The 18301-nt window shown below is 41.3% G+C and carries 18 protein-coding genes; 12 read left to right on the top strand and 6 right to left on the bottom strand.

The genetic code is table 11. From position 1 onward, the window contains the following. Nucleotides 1–2 precede the first annotated feature (2 nt). A complete protein-coding gene (locus ACIQCO_RS07315) occupies nucleotides 3–1667 on the top strand; it encodes a glycoside hydrolase family 13 protein (protein WP_400427111.1) in 1665 nt (554 codons plus the stop codon). A 128-nt stretch (nucleotides 1668–1795) separates the two neighbouring features. Here the strand turns inward: ACIQCO_RS07315 and ACIQCO_RS07310 are convergent, their stop codons facing one another. After that, a complete protein-coding gene (locus tag ACIQCO_RS07310) occupies nucleotides 1796–2569 on the bottom strand; it encodes a helix-turn-helix domain-containing protein (RefSeq protein ID WP_400427110.1) in 774 nt (257 codons plus the stop codon). A gap of 182 nt (nucleotides 2570–2751) precedes the next feature. Here ACIQCO_RS07310 and ACIQCO_RS07305 point away from each other — a divergent pair, with 182 nt between their 5' ends. The 3 genes from ACIQCO_RS07305 to ACIQCO_RS07295 are packed head-to-tail and all read left to right on the top strand — an operon-like array spanning nucleotide 2752 to nucleotide 5767. Beyond that, nucleotides 2752–3786: a Gfo/Idh/MocA family protein gene (locus ACIQCO_RS07305; RefSeq protein WP_400427108.1), complete on the top strand. Its 1035-nt coding sequence runs from the start codon at nucleotides 2752–2754 to the stop codon at nucleotides 3784–3786. Further along, complete coding sequence (locus ACIQCO_RS07300) at nucleotides 3783–4802, top strand: Gfo/Idh/MocA family protein (protein ID WP_400427106.1); 1020 nt, start codon at nucleotides 3783–3785, stop codon at nucleotides 4800–4802. The genes ACIQCO_RS07305 and ACIQCO_RS07300 overlap by 4 nt, the downstream gene beginning before the upstream one ends. After that, nucleotides 4799–5767: a sugar phosphate isomerase/epimerase family protein gene (locus ACIQCO_RS07295; RefSeq protein ID WP_400427104.1), complete on the top strand. Its 969-nt coding sequence runs from the start codon at nucleotides 4799–4801 to the stop codon at nucleotides 5765–5767. Before ACIQCO_RS07300 ends, ACIQCO_RS07295 begins: the two co-directional genes overlap by 4 nt. Nucleotides 5768–5844: 77 nt before the next feature. On the opposite strand, the gene ACIQCO_RS07290 is transcribed toward ACIQCO_RS07295, so the two are convergent. Beyond that, nucleotides 5845–6360, bottom strand: a complete 516-nt coding sequence (locus ACIQCO_RS07290; protein WP_400427102.1) for a DoxX family membrane protein — start codon at nucleotides 6358–6360, stop codon at nucleotides 5845–5847. Nucleotides 6361–6702: 342 nt separating this feature from the next. Here ACIQCO_RS07290 and ACIQCO_RS07285 point away from each other — a divergent pair, with 342 nt between their 5' ends. Beyond that, complete coding sequence (locus ACIQCO_RS07285) at nucleotides 6703–8946, top strand: sensor domain-containing protein (protein WP_400427101.1); 2244 nt, start codon at nucleotides 6703–6705, stop codon at nucleotides 8944–8946. A 24-nt stretch (nucleotides 8947–8970) separates the two neighbouring features. Here the strand turns inward: ACIQCO_RS07285 and ACIQCO_RS07280 are convergent, their stop codons facing one another. The 3 genes from ACIQCO_RS07280 to liaG all read right to left on the bottom strand — a co-directional run bounded on the left by ACIQCO_RS07280 (nucleotide 8971) and on the right by liaG (nucleotide 11861). Then, nucleotides 8971–10332 carry an MATE family efflux transporter gene (locus tag ACIQCO_RS07280; RefSeq protein ID WP_400427099.1) on the bottom strand — a complete coding sequence of 454 codons (1362 nt, stop codon included), beginning with the start codon at nucleotides 10330–10332 and terminating at the stop codon, nucleotides 8971–8973. Between the two features lie 117 nt (nucleotides 10333–10449). Continuing rightward, nucleotides 10450–10839 (bottom strand): YuzC family spore coat inner layer protein, encoded by a 390-nt coding sequence (locus tag ACIQCO_RS07275; RefSeq protein ID WP_400427096.1) that lies wholly within the window; start codon nucleotides 10837–10839, stop codon nucleotides 10450–10452. 143 nt (nucleotides 10840–10982) lie between these two features. Continuing rightward, nucleotides 10983–11861: a LiaG family protein gene (liaG, locus tag ACIQCO_RS07270; RefSeq protein WP_400427094.1), complete on the bottom strand. Its 879-nt coding sequence runs from the start codon at nucleotides 11859–11861 to the stop codon at nucleotides 10983–10985. A 204-nt stretch (nucleotides 11862–12065) separates the two neighbouring features. Here liaG and ACIQCO_RS07265 point away from each other — a divergent pair, with 204 nt between their 5' ends. The 7 genes from ACIQCO_RS07265 (at nucleotide 12066) to ACIQCO_RS07235 (ending at nucleotide 17509) form a co-directional block, all read left to right on the top strand. Then, nucleotides 12066–12401: a rhodanese-like domain-containing protein gene (locus ACIQCO_RS07265; protein WP_400427093.1), complete on the top strand. Its 336-nt coding sequence runs from the start codon at nucleotides 12066–12068 to the stop codon at nucleotides 12399–12401. A 15-nt stretch (nucleotides 12402–12416) separates the two neighbouring features. Next, nucleotides 12417–13385: a bile acid:sodium symporter family protein gene (locus tag ACIQCO_RS07260; protein WP_400427091.1), complete on the top strand. Its 969-nt coding sequence runs from the start codon at nucleotides 12417–12419 to the stop codon at nucleotides 13383–13385. Nucleotides 13386–13407: 22 nt separating this feature from the next. Then, nucleotides 13408–14724 (top strand): purine/pyrimidine permease, encoded by a 1317-nt coding sequence (locus tag ACIQCO_RS07255; protein ID WP_400427090.1) that lies wholly within the window; start codon nucleotides 13408–13410, stop codon nucleotides 14722–14724. A 183-nt stretch (nucleotides 14725–14907) separates the two neighbouring features. Next, nucleotides 14908–15843 carry a dipeptidase gene (locus ACIQCO_RS07250; protein ID WP_400427087.1) on the top strand — a complete coding sequence of 312 codons (936 nt, stop codon included), beginning with the start codon at nucleotides 14908–14910 and terminating at the stop codon, nucleotides 15841–15843. Beyond that, complete coding sequence (locus tag ACIQCO_RS07245; RefSeq protein ID WP_400427086.1) at nucleotides 15840–16868, top strand: DmpA family aminopeptidase; 1029 nt, start codon at nucleotides 15840–15842, stop codon at nucleotides 16866–16868. The genes ACIQCO_RS07250 and ACIQCO_RS07245 overlap by 4 nt, the downstream gene beginning before the upstream one ends. A gap of 5 nt (nucleotides 16869–16873) precedes the next feature. After that, nucleotides 16874–17104 carry an excisionase family DNA-binding protein gene (locus ACIQCO_RS07240; protein WP_400427084.1) on the top strand — a complete coding sequence of 77 codons (231 nt, stop codon included), beginning with the start codon at nucleotides 16874–16876 and terminating at the stop codon, nucleotides 17102–17104. A 36-nt stretch (nucleotides 17105–17140) separates the two neighbouring features. Further along, nucleotides 17141–17509 carry a DUF488 domain-containing protein gene (locus ACIQCO_RS07235; protein WP_400427083.1) on the top strand — a complete coding sequence of 123 codons (369 nt, stop codon included), beginning with the start codon at nucleotides 17141–17143 and terminating at the stop codon, nucleotides 17507–17509. A gap of 75 nt (nucleotides 17510–17584) precedes the next feature. Here ACIQCO_RS07235 and trhA read toward each other — a convergent pair whose 3' ends face one another. Then, entirely contained in the window at nucleotides 17585–18232 is a 648-nt protein-coding gene (trhA, locus tag ACIQCO_RS07230) for a PAQR family membrane homeostasis protein TrhA (protein ID WP_400427080.1), read from the bottom strand. Nucleotides 18233–18301: the final 69 nt, after the last annotated feature.

Below are 18301 nucleotides of genomic sequence, written 5' to 3'. Positions count from 1 at the left end.
ATATGAATAAATTATGGTGGAAAGAAGCAGTTGCTTATCAAGTTTATCCTCGCAGTTTTATGGATTCCAATGGGGATGGAATTGGTGATATAAAGGGAATCATTGCAAAGCTCGACTATTTAAAGGATTTAGGGATTGATGTCATCTGGGTCAGTCCAATGTATCAATCTCCGAATGATGATAATGGCTATGATATCAGTGATTATCAGGAGATTATGGCCGAGTTTGGAACAATGGCCGATTTTGATCTTCTATTAAAAGAAACACACCAACGCGGGATGAAATTAATCTTGGATTTAGTCATCAATCACACTAGTGATGAGCACCCTTGGTTTATCGAATCCCGTAATTCTAAAGACAATCCGAAACGGGATTGGTATATTTGGCGAGATGGTAAAGACGGGAAAGAGCCGAATAACTGGGAAAGTATTTTCGGTGGCTCTGCATGGAAATACGACAAACAAACCGGACAGTATTTCATGCACATTTTTTCTAAAAAGCAGCCTGACCTCAATTGGGAAAATCGAGAGGTTCGGAAGGCACTTTATGAAATGGTTAATTGGTGGCTTGATAAAGGGATTGACGGCTTCCGTGTTGATGCCATCAGCCATATCAAGAAGGAGCCAGGACTCGAGGATATGCCAAATCCTGAGGAGCTGTCGTATGTTTCTTGCTTTGACAAAATGATGAACGTTGAAGGAATTCATACGTTTTTGCAGGAGTTAAAGGAAGAAACATTTGCTAAATATGATATTATGACCGTTGGCGAAGCGAACGGAGTAACGGTTGATAATGCCGATGATGTTGAGCAGTGGGTAGGTGAAAACCATGGGAAATTCAACATGGTCTTTCAATTTGAGCATCTTAACCTTTGGGATGCAGAAACAAAAAAGGAACTTGATATCGTCGAGTTAAAAAATGTATTATCCCGCTGGCAAAAAGGCTTAGAAGGCAAGGGCTGGAATGCGCTTTTCATTGAAAACCATGATAAAGCACGTGTCGTCTCCACATGGGGAAATGATCAGGAATACTGGCGTGAAAGCGCGACGGCGTTTGCGGCAATGTACTTTCTAATGCAGGGGACACCATTTATTTATCAAGGTCAGGAAATTGGGATGACCAATGTCCAGTATGAATCGATTGATGATTATGATGATGTTTCGGCGAAAAATATGTACCGTTTAAAACGAGCTGATGGGGTTCCCCACGAGGAAATTATGGAAATCATCTGGGCGTCAGGCCGTGATAATTCCCGTACGCCCATGCAGTGGTCTGATGGAGTGAATGCTGGTTTCAGCAATGGAACACCATGGTTGAAGGTGAATCCGAACTACAAGAAAATCAATGTAGAAGCACAGCAAAAGGATGCTGATTCTATCTTGAATTTTTATAAAAAAATGATTCGCTTGAAGAAGGAAAACGAAGTGTTTACCTACGGCACTTATGAATTACTGCTAGAGGATAATCCGCAAATTTATGCCTATACTAGGGACTTGGGTGGCGAAATGGTAATGGTGATCACAAACCTTTCTACTAAGCCGGCAGAAATCATGGGTGTTTCCCTGAAATATCAAAATTTACTACTGCATAACTATGAAGTAGATGCGCATGAATTACTTCAAGGGCTAATATTGAAACCGTACGAAGTAAGAGTATATCGTGTTTAAAAGTTAGAAAAAGACGATTCGGAAACCGAGTCGTCTTTTTCTAACTTGTTTTTTAAAATACCGTTCGACAAGAGATCGAAATTAATTATGTATTGCGGAAGTTGAGTAAATTACTAAAAAGGAACAATTTATTCTAGCTGCCTGTACGTTCCAGGTGCTACATCATACTTCTTTTTAAAGACCCTGTGAAAATAAGGATAGCTTCCAAAGCCGCAATCTACAGCAATCTGCTCCAGTGTCATGGAAGTATATTTCATTCGCTCCATGGCCGCGGCTAGCCGAATTTCCTGTGCATATTCCATCATTGTTTTCCCGACGCTGCTTTTGAATAAATGAACAGTCCGAGAGATACTAAGACCAGCATGCCGAGCAACATCTTCTACTTTAAATACTGTCATGGCATGCTCTTCAATATAACGCATCATCCGTGTAACTGGATACGGGTGACTGAAAGAGGGACCAGTTTCACTGATGACTCGTTCCAGAGATAAACAGAGCGCTCGAAGCAAATAGCCGCTAAGCTCTTCATTTTGGCTGGACTCTGGACGGCGTTTTTCAATCATGATATGGCGCCATAAAGCTAGCAATTTTTCATCCAAATCGATTCGGGAAACATCCGGTTTGGCGGCACGGCCCCACCATTCGTCCACCCAAGCACCATCAACGACTAAGTGATAGTCCCCGCTGATTTGCCCCTCTTTAACCAGTAGTTCATAGTGATCCCCTGGTTTAATTAGTAGAAGGTCACCCTTCTCAAGGTCCATTTTTCTTCCCTTTACCACAACTTCACAGAGCCCTTCTGTTTGGAGACGGAATAGATACGAGGGGTATCCGAATTTATGTTGGGAATGGTATCCGTTAGTGTGATAAGAATAGCCGCAAAAAAATATGTTCGTAGTCAATTGTTCACCTTCTAAAAATAAAAAATAGCAAAATAGTAGATGTTTTAATTATATTGTTTATGTTTATTATAGGGAACATCATATAAGATTATATTAAATCGAAAACCGTCACGAACAAAAAAACGGTTGTCGGGGACATATACCCAAAAACCGCTAGAAATGATTAAAGGAGGAAACTGAGAATGGAAAAATTACGAGTCGGAGTAATCGGCTGCGGCAGTATTGCTCAGCATCGTCATTTACTTGAGTATAAAGCGAACAAATTTGTGGAGCTTGTTGCGGTTTGCGATATTAATGAAGAACGGGTAAAAGAAGAAGCAGAAAAATACGGAGCAACGGCCTATATAAACTATGAAGAATTATTGAAAAAAGGTGAAGTGGACGCAGTTAGTGTTTGTACGCCAAATTATCTACATGCTCCCATCTCGATTGCGGCATTGGAAGCAGGCATTCATGTTCTTTGTGAAAAACCGATGGCAATCTCTAAGCAAGAAGCGGAAACGATGATTGCAGCAGCAAAGATTAGCGGCAAAAAGTTAATGATTGCCCATAATCAGCGCTTCGTTACGTCCCATCAAAGGGCACGTCAGTTAATTGCTAGCGGTGAAATCGGAAAAATTTATAGTTTCCGTACGGCATTCGGACATGGCGGTCCAGAAGGGTGGAGTGTCGAAGGAAAAGAGGGCTGGTTTTTCCAAAAGGAAAAAGCGTTCGTTGGAGCGATGGGCGACTTAGGAGTCCATAAAATAGATTTACTTCGGTACATATTAGGAGAGGAAATTGTAGAAGTCGGTTCCTTCGTGGAAACAAGCGCTAAGGATTTTGCCGATGTTGATGACAATGCGGTTTGTGTGTTGAAGACAGAAAGCGGAATTATCGGAACACTTGCCGCAAGCTGGGCGTATGTCAGCAAGGAAGATAATTCTACTATTATTTATGGAGAGAAAGCAATCCTTCGCATGGAAGATGACCCGGTTAATTCACTCGTTGTCCAATACGCGAACGGTGAAATCGTTAATTTTCAGCTTGGGAAAATTCAGTCCAATGACGAGGGCGGACAAAGTACATCACATGTTATCAATCATTTTGTCGATTCAGTGCTTCAAAATCAAGAGCCGCCAGTTCCTGGAGAGGAAGGCATGAAATCTCTTGCTGTTATTTTGGCGGCACTTGAATCAAATGAAACCAAACAAATTGTAAGAGTTATAGAACGATGAAAAAACTACGCATAGGAATTATTGGGGTTGGCGGCATTGCACAAAGCCGCCATATCCCCGCTTTTCTTCAGCTCCGTGACGTATGTGAAATAACGGCCCTAAGTGATGTGAATATCGAACGAGCAAGAGAGACGGCTGAAAAATATAATATTCCTCACGTCTTTGAGGAATACAAAGAGCTCTTTTCAGAAGTGGATGCTGTTTGTATTTGTACACCAAATAAATTTCATGCGGATATTACAGTTGCTGCCTTTGAGGATGGGATCCATGTGCTGTGTGAGAAGCCGATGGCTCTAAGTGCGGAGGAATGCGAGGCAATGATCGCTGCTTCCAAAAAAGCGGATAAGGTGCTTGCAATCGCTTATCATTATCGGTTTATGAAGGAAGCACAGGCGGCCAAAAAAGCAATGGAAGAAGTAGGGACGCCGCTTGTGGTAAGAGTCCAAGGATTAAGACGCCGTAAAGTACCAGGCTGGGGTGTCTTTACCAACAAAGATCTACAAGGCGGCGGCAGCCTGATTGACTATGGCTGCCATCTTCTTGATTTAGCTCTTTGGCTGATCGGAAATCCAAAACATATCGCGGTGTCAGGCACCATGTATAATACATTAAGTAAAATGCCGAACCAAGTGAATCAATGGGGTACGTTTAATCACGAAACGTTTAATGTCGATGATCATGTCACAGCCTATGTGAAATTTGAAAATGGGGCATCAATGCTGTTTGAAACCTCCTGGGCGGCGAATATCAAAGTTGATCAGGAGCATTTAAGCATTTCTGGAGTGGATGGCGGTTTAAGTGTCTTTCCGTTTGAGTTTTACACAACAAAGAACGGAATGCTGTTAAATAGCCAGGCAGCATGGCTTCCTGGTGAGGAAAATCAAGGACTGCCACAGGCGAAAAATTTTATTCATGCATGTCTTGGTGTTGAGGAGCTTATTGTCAAGCCAGAGGAGGCACTACAAGTTTCACAGATTATTGATTGTATTTATGAGAGTGGGGGAACTTCAATATGAAACTAGGTGTATTTACTGTCTTATTTGGGGAAAAATCATTCGAAGAAATGTTGGATACGGTAAAAGAAGCTGGACTGAATGCAGTTGAAATTGGAACGGGCTGCTATCCTGGTAACAGTCATTGCGATTTAGATGGGTTATTGGAAAGTGAAGAAGCACGCCTTAAGTATATCCAAAAAGTCGAAGAACGTGGTCTTACGATTAGTGCTTTCAGCTGTCATGGTAACCCAATTTCACCTGAAAAAGAATTTGCTAATCAGTCCCATGAAACCCTTTTAAAAACAATTAAACTGGCTTCACTTCTAGATGTTTCGGTAGTGAACTGTTTTTCAGGAACCGCAGGTGATCATGATGGAGCAAAATTTCCTAACTGGCCGGTTACGCCGTGGCCGAATGAATACGGTGATGTGTTAAAGTGGCAATGGGAAGAGAAACTGATTCCTTATTGGAAAAAAGTTGGTCAATACGCCAAGGATCACAATGTAAAAATTGGTCTTGAACTTCATGGCGGCTTTTTAGTTCATACACCATATACATTGTTAAAACTTCGCGCGGAAACCTGTGATGCCATCGGCGCAAACCTAGATCCAAGTCATTTATGGTGGCAGGGAATTGATCCAGTTGCGGCGATAAAAATTTTAGCAAAAGAAAATGCCATCCATCATTTCCATGCAAAAGACACATATATTGATCAGGAAAATGTGAATATGTATGGTTTAACCGATATGCAGCCATATGGGGAAGTGCGCTCGCGGGCATGGTCATTCCGTTCGGTGGGCTGCGGGCATAGTTTAAAAGAATGGTCTGACATGATGAGTGCACTTCGTACCTATGGTTACGATTATGTAGTCAGTATCGAGCATGAAGACCCGATTATGTCGATTGACGAAGGCTTTAAACGTGCGGTCGCAAATTTAAAATCTGTCTTAATTGAAGAGTCCGTTACGCAGATGTGGTGGGTATAAGGGAAAATTAAGAGTTCCCCTTATTTGCCGAAAAAAAAGACGATTCGGGGTTCCGAATCGTCTTTTAGTTTGGTTCGTCATGCTGCAGCTTTTGGTTTTTCATGACCGACACGTTTTTTGCCAATGTTTCTGATATAAGGAATGAACCATCTGTCTAAACCGATTCTACCTGCATTATAACCTGCTGTTAAGATGATAAATCCTAAGAAGATGTCTGTTGGGTTGTGAGAGACAGTGCCTGCTAGGAAGAAGCTAAAGTTCATCACTAAGCCAAAGAACATAGCGGCTGTAGTTAAGCAGCCTAAGAGAAGTCCTAAGCCAATTAATAGTTCACCCCAAGGGACGATGAAGTTAAAGATATCAACGTTTGGAAGGGCAAAGCTTTTTAAGAATTCAACATACCAACCGTAAACCACGGCACCGTCTGGTCCTTTAACGGGATTCGCTGTTACTCCTTTTAAGAATCCTGCAGCGTCAAAGCCTCCAGTTATTTTGTGTAAACCTGCTGTGAACCAAGAATATCCAAGGTATAAACGAATGACTGTTAAGATGGCAGCTGAAATCTTATTCTCTCTTAATAATTTGTTAAACATGTTTCATTCCGCCTTTCATTTTTTATTTGTTTCTTTCTACTTCCAATATATTAGATTTCTACATAAAAAACATGGCAATAGTGATAAGTTCAAAGTTTGTTCGAAATGTTTTGACAAAAAAATGAACATCACCCAAAAAGCTACTATAGAAGGTGTGATATTCCACTAATAAAAGCCAACGAGCTTTACATCGATAATATATTAATGAAATCGGTTGGTTTGTAATCGTTTACAAAATTTACAAAACTATTATTGTTAAGTAAGTAAATTTTTGTTACCTTAAAGATGACTCATATTTTTTTATGTCGTAATCAATAGCTTCGAATAAGGGAGAAAACAAACATGGGAACCCCCAAAAAAGTAAATGAAAGACTGCATTGGATACTAATATTTTGTTTGCTGCTTTTAACAATGCTGCTGGATGTCGTTATATCAAGCCTCTATCCATCGATTACGTTCATTAAGTATGTTTCCATATTCATTCTTATCGGAACGTTACCATATCTTATTCGCACTTTAATCAAGGGGCGAGAATTAAGCAAAGAGCTTCGGGAAAATAAACTTAAATTGAAAAATATTTTTGATACACTTGATGTCGCCATTTGGTCGCATGATTTAAAATCAGATAAGCTGTTAATTACACCAGGAATTGAAAAATTGTATGGCTATTCATATAAAGATTTTTATAACGATTTTGAACTCTGGAAAAAAGTCATCTATCCTGATGATTTATATCTAGTCCAAGCTAGAGGAAAGAAATTAGCTGCTGGGGAAACCGTCACAAGTGAATACCGAATCATTCGTCCCGATGGGGAAGTGCGCTGGATCCAGGACAGGGGTTTTCCAACGTTAGATAAACAGGGAAATTTTGTTGATTTTAATAGTATCTTGTTTGATATTACCGATCGCAAGGAAAGTGAAGACCGCTACCGCAGTTTAGTAGAAATGTCCCCTGACATCATCGCCGTCGTAGGCAGCAAAAAAGTAGAATATATGAATGAAGCCGGCTGGAAATTAGTTGGAGCATCCAGCCCCGATGAAGTCATTGGGGAGTCTGCATTGAAATTTGCTTCATCGCAAATTATTGAGACCATTAGAAGTAAAGTAGGCAGAATCGATAATCGTGAACCCGAAAGAGTAAGATTTGAATTTCAGGTAAAACGGCTCGATGGAGAGACGCTTGATGTAGAAATGGCGGCAACGTCGATATTTTATGAGGGCAGATTTGCCATTCAAGTGGTCGGCCGTGACATTACCGAGCGTAAGAAAACGGAGAAAATCATTCAAAATATGGCCTATTTTGATTCGCTGACAGGTTTGCCGAATCGAAATAGGTTTAGACACCATCTGAACGAGGCATTAACACAACAAGATGACCAAATGCTTGCAGTCTTATTTTTGGACTTGGATCGATTTAAGATTATTAATGATACGAAAGGTCATACAGTTGGAGATATCATTCTCCAAAAGGTTGCGAATAGATTAGAAATGGCCGTTCAAAATGAAGGGTTTGTCTCTAGACAGGGCGGAGATGAGTTTATTATTTTGCTCGAGGACATCGACAAGGAGAAAGCTACGAAGGTGGCCAAGCAAATTTTGAATGAATTCATCCACCCAATAGAAGTAAATAATCAGGAGTTTTATGTCACACCAAGTATTGGCATCAGCATTTTCCCTTTTGATGGCATGGATGAGGAAACCTTAATAAAAAATGCCGATACAGCGATGTACCAAGCGAAAGAAAGAGGGAATAGTTTTTGTTTCTATTCCTCGAGTTTGAATGGGATATCGATTCGAAAAATGGAGCTGGAAAACGGCTTAAGAAAGGCATTGGAGCAGAAACAGCTAATGCTTTATTATCAGCCGCAGGTATCCTTGACAACAGGGGAATTAGTGGGGATTGAAGCATTAATTCGTTGGCAGCATCCTGAACTTGGCTTTATTGCTCCTTCTGAATTTATCCCGCTGGCAGAGGAAACAGGGTTGATTGTTCCAATTGGGAAATGGGTTTTGCAGGAAGCTTGCAAACAAAGAAAAGTATGGGAGAATGCTGGATTTCTTGATTTTCCTATCGCTGTAAATGTCTCTGTTCGTCAATTTGAGGATGATCATCTCGTCGAGTATATTTCAACGGTATTAGCTGAAGTCGGACTTGAAGCGAACCACTTAGAGCTTGAAATTACCGAAAGTATCATGCAAAACCTTGAAAATTCCATGATTATTTTAAATCAATTGAAAGAGCTGGGCGTCCTGCTTTCCATTGATGATTTTGGGACAGGTTATTCTTCCTTAAGTTATTTGTTGCACCTCCCGATTGATAAAATCAAAATCGATAAGTCGTTTGTCGATGATATTCTTTACCATTCAAATCAGGGAATAATGGTGAAAACCATTATTGATATGGGGCAAAACCTAAACTTTGCCGTAATTGCAGAAGGAATCGAGACAGATGAACAGCTTTCCTTTTTAAAGAAAAACGATTGCAGGACAGGTCAGGGATATTTGTTTAGCAGACCAATACCGGTCGAGCAAATGGACGAGTACCTCGTCAATCGTAATCGAAAAAGTGGAATCCCGAATTTATAGGGATTCCACTTTTTTTAAAAATATTTATCGTAAAGCAAGACCCTTCACTTTTTTTCTCCGCTCCCAAGGTTTCATGAGCCAGCGTCTCAAGGCAAAACAGCCCCGGAGCCATTCGTCTGTCCCTTGTGCAAGCCATATACCTAAAAGTCCTAAGCCATAATGAACCCCAAGCAGGTAGCTAAGTGAAACTGCGACACCCCACATCGAGATAATCCCAATTATAACGGGGAACCGAACATCGCCAGCTGACTTTAACGAACTCATCAAGACAATATTCATTGCTCTGCCCGGTTCAACAAACACAATTGCCCATAATACAGGCAAACCAATAGCAATGATGATTGGGTCCATAGTAAACGTCTCCAAAATAGGCGAGCCGATTAGGGCGATTATTAATGATGTAACCAACGAGGCAACCATGGCAATCTTTAATGTACGAATTCCACGCTGAAGTGCCCGGCTGAACTGTCTGCCGCCAATATAACGGGCTACAAGCAACTGCGTGCCTTGAGCAATCGCTAGTGTGAATAAATAACAGAGCATGTTAATGTTTAAAATATAGACACGCGCTGCAAGGGAAGCAGTGCCCATCGAAACGACAAAGCTTGTTATCACGAGTTGAGACAATTGATAGGAAAGATTTTCACCCGCTGATGGAATTCCAATCGAAAGCAGTTCTTTCATATCCTCTTTTTTTGCTTTAAAAATATCTCTGATTGTTAGTTTCAAAGCAAGCCTGTTATACACGAGGTAGATGAGCGCACATACTGCATAGGCACGCGCCGCAACAATAGCCCACGAAACACCGGTTACTCCTGTAATGGGTAAGCCAAAAACTCCTGAAATAGCCACGATATTTCCGCCGGCGCTGATTAGGTCCATGACCACGGTCACGACCATTGATTCCTTTGTATACCCATGACTGCGCAGGACGGCACTTAGCGCCAGTGAAATCGATTCGAAAAAGAGGGAGATACCGCATATTCGGACGAACGTAAGTCCATAATCAAATACTTTTCCCTGAATGTCGAATAGACGTAATAGCTGTTCTCCAAAGAGGAAGACGATGACGGACACAACAATCCCAAACCAAAAATTTAAACCAAAAACAGAGCGGGATAACTGTCGTGCTTTTTTCAGGCGTCCTGCTCCGAGGTTTTGGCTGATTAATACCGTTGCCCCAATCGATGTTACGGTGAACACTAAAATAAATATATTCAAAAGCTGATTCGCGACACCTACTCCAGCGGCAGCAGCATCCGAGTAGTGACTTAACATGAATGTAGCAATGATGCCCATACCCATATGAAGAGCCAGCTCAATAAAGAGCGGCCAAGAGATACTGAAAAGAGATTGTTCTTGATACTTATTAGTCAGATTATCCAAAGGTGATACACCTATTTCCTATTAACTTATTAAAGTATCATTTTACACCTAATTCAATAAGATAAAAATAGAAAATAATCACCATTGAACATAAAAATGATAATCAGCTAACCTTAGTCATACTCCCCATTTCATTGCAATGGTTAAGGAGCAGCAATTAACTGATTGGTTTTGGCTGGTATCAGTGGATAATATGAAATCCACACCAGTAGGCGTAAACTTGGTTGTCACGGGGACTTTTAGGCCAATGGATTTAATCATCCTGTCGACCTCAGCATTTTTCCCTTGCTGCGCGGCAGTCATCATTTTTTGGGCAAACGCTAAGTTGCCCAATCTATCTAGTAAAATACTTCCTTGTTCCATTAATAACCGAAACGATTTGACTGAGCCGGCAAATATTTTTGTATCCACTGGTGGATAAGTACGGGGAACTTGATAGTTAACCATATATGTCGGGTAAGACGGAACCCAGGGATAGGTTGGATAATGTAATGGGCGTTGATACATGTTACCACTCTCCTTCCATACGAAACTTAATCCGTTTTTGCGGCAGGCAATATACGTTATGAATTATTAGGAGTAATGGTTACCAGTCATTTTTTTGAAAAAAAGAGACGCTTGGAGGTGGTAATCCATGCGCCCTTTTAAAATTAATGAATTCTAATGTTGCCGCTTGAGACATCCAGCTTGATTTGATACTTGCCAGAGCCGTGTGCACCTTTAATTGATTTCTTGTTTAGGTCCTTCGTTGTCAATGGGAAATCGCAGGAAATATTGCCGCTGCTCACGTGTCCGTTTAAAGTGAAATCGGCCTTATCCGGTAAGTCAAGTTCGGCATTACCGGAACTTACATCCATTTTAATGGAATCAATTAACTTATCCAGTTGTATAGTAAGCCTGCCGGATGCTATTTCCGCATTTATTGCCCCAGTATAATGCTTGATATCAAGATTGCCAGAGGCAATATCAAAAGTGCCTGTTTTCGTTTTTAATGAATCGATATCCACATTCCCAGACCCGCCGCCATGATCAAATTGCTTCACGTTCAGATTTTTGAGTTTCATGTTGCCAGATCCAATATTGATTGTTAATTCTTCCAACTTTACCGGCTTGTTTTTTGACTCCCCAGAAAAATAGATATTTCCCGAGCCTAAATCGATGGACATGTTTCGTTGATAATCTTTCGGAATGTAGATTGTCAGCTTACTCTTTTCGGAAAAGGAGCTCCAGTCAAACCAATTAAAGCCCTTGCTTTTAAGTGTAACTTTGACTGTATCTCCATCCTCCTTAACCGTTAGCAATTGTTTTCCCGAATAAACAGCTTTCAAATCTTTTCTGTCTTCAGGAATTATAGTTGTATTTCCACTCGAAACATCAATCGCCAGCATCCTGGTATTTTTTGATATGGCAGCCTGCTTGTCTGTGTTGCTATTGTTACTGTTGCTGCCAAACAGATTAAAATGAACGGACTGATTAAAGACAATATATAGCCCGGTAATGACCAATAAAAGTATCAAAATTCTTTTCACTGTTTTCCATCCCCTTTTTCAACTATCTTCTATATATATGGTAAGAAATCCTTCGTCTTTCCTCAATGAACTAGGGATTTATTTTTCCCTAAGGCTTGAGGCGTATTTCTCTGTTTCAATTTATCGATTCCCGAAATATTTTTATTCAGCCCATGATTTATTTGAAAAGAAATTATGGTATTCTTTGTAATGGAGGTGTGCGGAATGACAATTAAAAGAATTACGCCGAAGGAGCTCCATGAAAGGATGAAAGGTGGAGATAAACTAGTCCTTCTCGATGTTCGGGCAGAAGAAAAATACCATGAGTTTCATATAGATGAAAGTCGTAACATCCCAAAAACGACTATCTTTGATCTTGATGGGGACGGGTCGGATATTCAGCTATCTTTACCGAAAGCCGCGGAAATCATCATCACCTGCACAACGGGAAATTCTGCTGCAAAATGTGCAGAAATTCTCGATACCCGCGATTATAAAGTAACTGTTTTAGACGGAGGTCTTACTGCTTGGAAGGCCTATATGAGTTTGCTGAAGGACTAAGGGGAGAGGTAATACATGCTGCACAAGTTAAATAAACAACTAGAAAAAATTATGCCTCTTATTACACCAGTTAGTGTTGTAACGGGAGTACTGCTCAGTGCTTATCTGAAGGATTTCTCCTATTTAATTCCTTGGATTTTTGCCTTTATGACATTTGCCGGAAGTTTAAGCTCCAATTTCCGTTCATTAAAAGAAGTTATAGTACATCCATTTCCAATTTTTCTAGCGATGTTGATCTTACATGCCTTGATGCCGATTTGGGCCTGGGGCGTCGGTCATATCGCTTTTTCTGATGATGCTTACACGATTACTGGGCTCATTTTGGGAATGGTCATCCCAACTGGGGTCACGAGTTTCATTTGGGTTTCTATCTATAAAGGAAATATACCGCTCGTCTTATCGGTCATTTTAATTGACACCCTGCTATCGCCAATCCTTGTACCATTCTCGCTTTCGCTATTTATCGGTCAACAAGTTGAAATGGATTTCCTACATATTATGAAAGGTCTTCTAGGCATGGTTGTCATCCCTTCCCTGATTGGGATGTTGTTAAATCAAATAACAAAGGGGAAAATTAACCAGCAATTAGGAATACGTCTCGCTCCGTTTTCAAAAATCAGTATTGGCTTTGTTGTCATGCTTAACGGGGCAGTTGTTGCTCCCTATTTAAAACATATAAATTTAAAACTTGTTAGTATTACGATGACCGTCTTTTTCATCGCCTTAACAGGGTACATGTTTTCTTTCCTGTTGGGCTTGTTAATGAAAAGGGATCGAGATACGGTCATCACACTGACCTTCACAGGTGGGATGAGAAATATCAGTGCAGGTGCTGTACTTGCCGTCTCCTTTTTTCCGGCGGCAGTTGCCGTGCCGGTAGTTGTAGGCATGCTTTTTCAACAAGTCCTGGCATCAACAAATGGACATTTTCTCGATCGCTATTATAATAAAAAAGTAGAAAAACAGGAATCAGTTATTTTATAGAAAAAAGAGGGTGTTTTAAAAAATGAATGACTTAACCAAAAAAGATAGCGGATTTTTGTCAGGAGTGCAGGGCATTCAGTGGGCTGTCTTTATGCTTACGAATATTATCGCGGTGCCTGTTGTTGTTGGAGCAGCCTTTCATATGTCACCTGCAGAAATTTCAACCTTTATGCAGCGAATGCTCTTAGTTTCTGGCGCCGCCACGCTAATTCAAGTGTTTATTGGTCATCGCCTGCCTGTCGTCGAAGGAGCAGCCGGAATGTGGTGGGCCATTTTTATTCTTCTTGGGACGATGTGTGCTCCAGGGGAACAGGGGCTGCTTCTGCAGCAATTGGAAATGGGCCTTATCATCGCTGGGATATTTCTTGCCATCCTAGGTTTTCTCCCGATTATTGAAAAAGTCCGCAATCTATTTACCCCAATCGTGACAGGTGTTTATTTAATCCTGCTGGTTGCCCAGCTAAGCGGCTCCTTTTTCAAAAGTATTCTGGGCATCACCGCAACAAGCCAGCTAAATGGGAAAATTGCTGGAATTTGTTTCATTGAAATTGTCATTATCTTATTCATTTCCTTGAAAGCAAAAGGGATTTGGAAGAGCATGGGACCGCTTATTGGGATTGTTGTCGGCTGGTCACTGTTCCATTTTTTCGGATTCAATCATGTAGGAAAAACATATGAGCCTGCAAGCTGGTTTGCGATACCGCAACTTCTAGAGTGGGGATTCCCTAAATTTGATGCTGGGATTGTCTTGACATCGATCATTACCTCGGTCGTTCTGATTTCGAACGTCATTGCCAGTATATTAGTAGTTGGAATTGCCTTAGAAAAAGAAGTGAAGCCAAAACAGTATCAAAAGGGTATTTTTGGGAATGGGGTAAATTTATTCGTTTCCGGCATTTTTTCTGTTGTAGGAGTGGTTCCCTTGTCCGTCTCGGCCGGATTTATTACAACAACGGGAATTAAAAAGATGCGCCCATTGATTATAGGTGCTGTATTAATTATGGCTGCGGGATTTTTCCCTTATATTGGCGGGTTTTTAGCTACGCTGCCATTAGAAGTTGCCTATGCTTCCTTATTTATTCCCTTTTCGCAAATGATGGGCTTTGGTATTCGCGACCTTATGGGGCAGGAGCCGTCTCCTCGAAATTTATTGGTCATTGGCCTTTCACTTATGGTCGGGATTGGGATGATGTTTTTGCCTCCTGAAGCGTTTGAAAGTGTCGCACCATGGCTTCGTAACATCGCCGCAAACGGATTGCTCGTCGGCTTAATTTTCTGTTTATTGCTGGAGCACGTGCTGTTTCGGGAAAAGAAGCGTACAGAAAGTACAAACAATTAGAAGATCATTTATTAAAATGGGGCTGGGGATATTTTTACCCTGGCTCTTTTCGACCGATAGGAAAGTATCCTTTCCTTATCAGGCATAAGTGCAACTACGCCTCATGAACCGCCCTAACGGACTCACCAATCGGCGAGTTTTCTTTATTGTGTTAAACTATTAATAAAAAGGAGTCCACACCAGATGAATATCATCGACCTACATTGTGACGCATTGATGAAACTTCAAGAGGCAAAAGGGAGATTACGATTTGCGGATGCGCCTGAATTGCAAACGAATAAAGCTCGATTACATCAAGGGAAAGTTAAGGTACAATGCTTTGCGATTTTTATTGAACCGGAAATTAAGGTTGAACAGAAATTTCAGGTTGCCCTCGAGCAAATCGATTATTTTTACAAGGAAGTGCTTGGAAAAAACCCAGATATGGTTCATATAAAAGAATGGTCTGATTTTGACCGGCTCAAAATTGGTCAGATTGGAGCGATGTTAACACTTGAAGGCGTGGATGCGATTGGCAACGATTTAACAAAGCTGCATATTCTTTATCGGCTTGGTGTCCGGTCTGTCGGTCTGACCTGGAATAATGCGAATCTTGCAGCGGACGGTGCTGGTGAACCACGAGGGGCCGGGCTTACGCTTTTTGGAAAAGAGATTGTCGAGTTTAATAACCAGCATCAGATCCTGACAGATGTCTCTCATTTAAGTGACAAGGGGATTTGGGAGGTCATTGAATCGGCCAAATATCCGATTGCGAGTCACTCCAACGCGAGGGCGCTTTGCCAGCATCCGCGTAACTTAACGGATGAACAGGCGGGTGCAATGTTTGCGAAGGGCGGAATGATTCATGTTGTTTACCATCCGCCTTTTATAAAAGAATCAGGAGAGGCGAAGATTTATGACCTTGTGAAGCATATTGATCATTTTTGCTCATTGGGCGGGGTGAAGCAAATTGGCCTTGGTTCCGATTTTGACGGCATCTCAATCTTTGTTAAGAACTTAGAGGACGCTTCAAAAAGTCAAAACCTCATTAATGAACTGTTAAAGTACTATAAAGAGGAAGAGGTAAGAGGCTTTGCCTGCGAAAATTTCCTTGACCATCGACCGGGGGTAGGACGATGAAAGCTAGAGAAAAAGGAATCACTGTTGGCAAGCTGTCAACAGGGGTGAAAAACTGCATTACAGATGTTGAAGGTGTAATGGTTGGCCATGTGACACTTGATTTCTCTCTTGATAACGATGGAAATGAGTATGCATGTACAGGGGTAACGGCAATTTTGCCTCATGGAGGTAATTTGTTTAAAGAGAAAGTCACGGCTGCTAGTTATGTCATAAACGGATTTGGGAAAACGACCGGGCTTGTGCAATTGAATGAATTAGGGGTGCTTGAATCGCCAATTATGTTAACCAATACTTTTGGTGTTCCGGCTGTGACCCAGGGAACGTTAGAGTATATGCTGGCGGAAAGTCCCGAGATTGGCGAGACAACGGGTACCATCAATATTGTGGTTGGGGAATGCAACGACAGTTACTTGAATTCAATTCGTCTGTTCCCTGTTAAACCGGAGCATGCTATTGAAGCAATTAAGAACGCCTCCTGTGATCAGGTTGCCGAGGGGGCTGTTGGAGCGGGAAAAGGGATGATTTGCTTTGGCTATAAAGGCGGGATTGGATCATCATCTAGAATCGTTGAAGAGTATACGGTTGGCTGCTTAGTTCTCAGCAATTTTGGCAAGAAAGAAGAACTGCAACGGCTGCGTTATTCAGCAGGTGATGGATTGTCGGAAACCTCCGATGGCTCGATTATTATTGTCCTGGCAACCGATACCCCGTTAAGTGACCGGCAATTACTGCGGGTAGCGAAACGATGCGGTATTGGACTTGGCCGAACGGGAAGCCATTTCAGCCATGGCAGCGGCGATATTGTCATTGCTTTTTCAACTGCGCAAAAAATGGCGCATTTTTCTGATGAAATGGTGGAGACCCGGACACAGCTTCGCGAGGACCATCTAATAATGAACCAGCTATTTACGGCTGCATCCGAAGCTGCAGAGGAAGCCATTCTAAATTCACTGTCTCAAGCAGCCACAACTAAAGGAAGATTGGGACGAATCGTAAATCATCTTAATTTTTACAAAGAGGAGTAGGGACATTGTATCTTACCATAAAAGAAACAGCAGAATACTTATCGGTTCCTGAGGCAACCATCAAGAGCCTCATCCAACAAAAGAAAATTCGAGCCCTGTTTGATGGCAGCGAGTATTTAATTTATAAAGACCAATTCACGACCCATCTAAAACAAGTAGAAAAATACAAACACTTAGTCGAAGAAATCCTTAGCGAACCAATCCCGGAAGATCTTGATATAAAGGACGAAGATTAAGTGCAGCAAAAAGTCCATAAAGCGTGAGGCAATAATATGATAAATATTTTCCTAAAAAGAGTCTATGAACCTGTTGACGAAGCGGACGGGCAGAGAATTTTAATTGACCGGCTCTGGCCGCGGGGAATATCGAAAGAGGAAGCTAGAGTGACCTATTGGCTTAAGGATGCAGCACCAAGCAGCGAGCTAAGAAAGTGGTTCGGACATCTGCCTGAGAGGTTCGAGGAATTTCAACGCCGCTACCTTCAGGAGCTTCGCACCAATGAACAGCAATCCCGTGCTGTAGACCAAATTATTGAATGGTCTTCAAACAGGACAGTGACACTGCTATATGGAGCTAAAGATCCAATACATAATCACGCACAGGTTCTAAAGGAAGAATTGATCTTTAGGATGGACAAATAGACGAAAGCAATAAGATTACTAAAAGGAGGCTGAAAATTCAGCCTCCTTTTGGTACTAATTTATAGGATCATGTATTTAAATCACGTAAAGAAATACACTTAGAAAATGGGCCAGGCTTCCAAGCAAAATAAAAATATGAAAAATCTCATGAAAGCCCATGTATTTTGATTGTAAAAACTTCGGCTTTGCTCCGTAAATAACCCCGCCGATGGTATAGAAGATTCCCCCAAGGATTAATAAAAACAAACCGACCGGGTTTAATCTACCGGTTAGCGGCGAGAAAACAAATACAATCATCCAGCCCATTGCTAAATACAAGGCAGTCGAAATCCAGCGCGGGCAATTAAACCAAACCATTTTAAAAACAACTCCGCTTAATGCCACCGCTGCAATAATCGAAAATAGAATCGCACCCGTTTTTCCGTTCAAGCTAATAAAACAAAAAGGAGTGTAGGTACCGGCAATTAACACAAAAATCATTGAATGGTCGAGTCGTCTTAAAAAGGCAATCACCGTATCCCTGGCAATGACCATGTGATAGGTGGCCGATGCCGAATAAAGCAGGATCATGCTTACGCCGAAGATGATAACCGCTGTGATGGTTAAAGGTGAGGTTGTTGTCATTGCAGCCTTGATCACCATCGCAAGGAGTCCGACAAATGCCAAAACAGCTCCTGCTAAATGGGTCAGTCCATTGATAGGTTCCCGAATATAATTGTTCATTTTAATATCCTCCTAGCGCAACATGTGGTTTTGATAACTACGTATAATGATACTAACATATCTACATCT

The organism is Neobacillus sp. NPDC093127 (assembly GCF_044754175.1).
In the GTDB taxonomy this organism is placed as follows: Bacteria; Bacillota; Bacilli; order Bacillales; family Cytobacillaceae; genus Neobacillus.
This window is presented reverse-complemented; position numbering and strand designations above follow the sequence as displayed.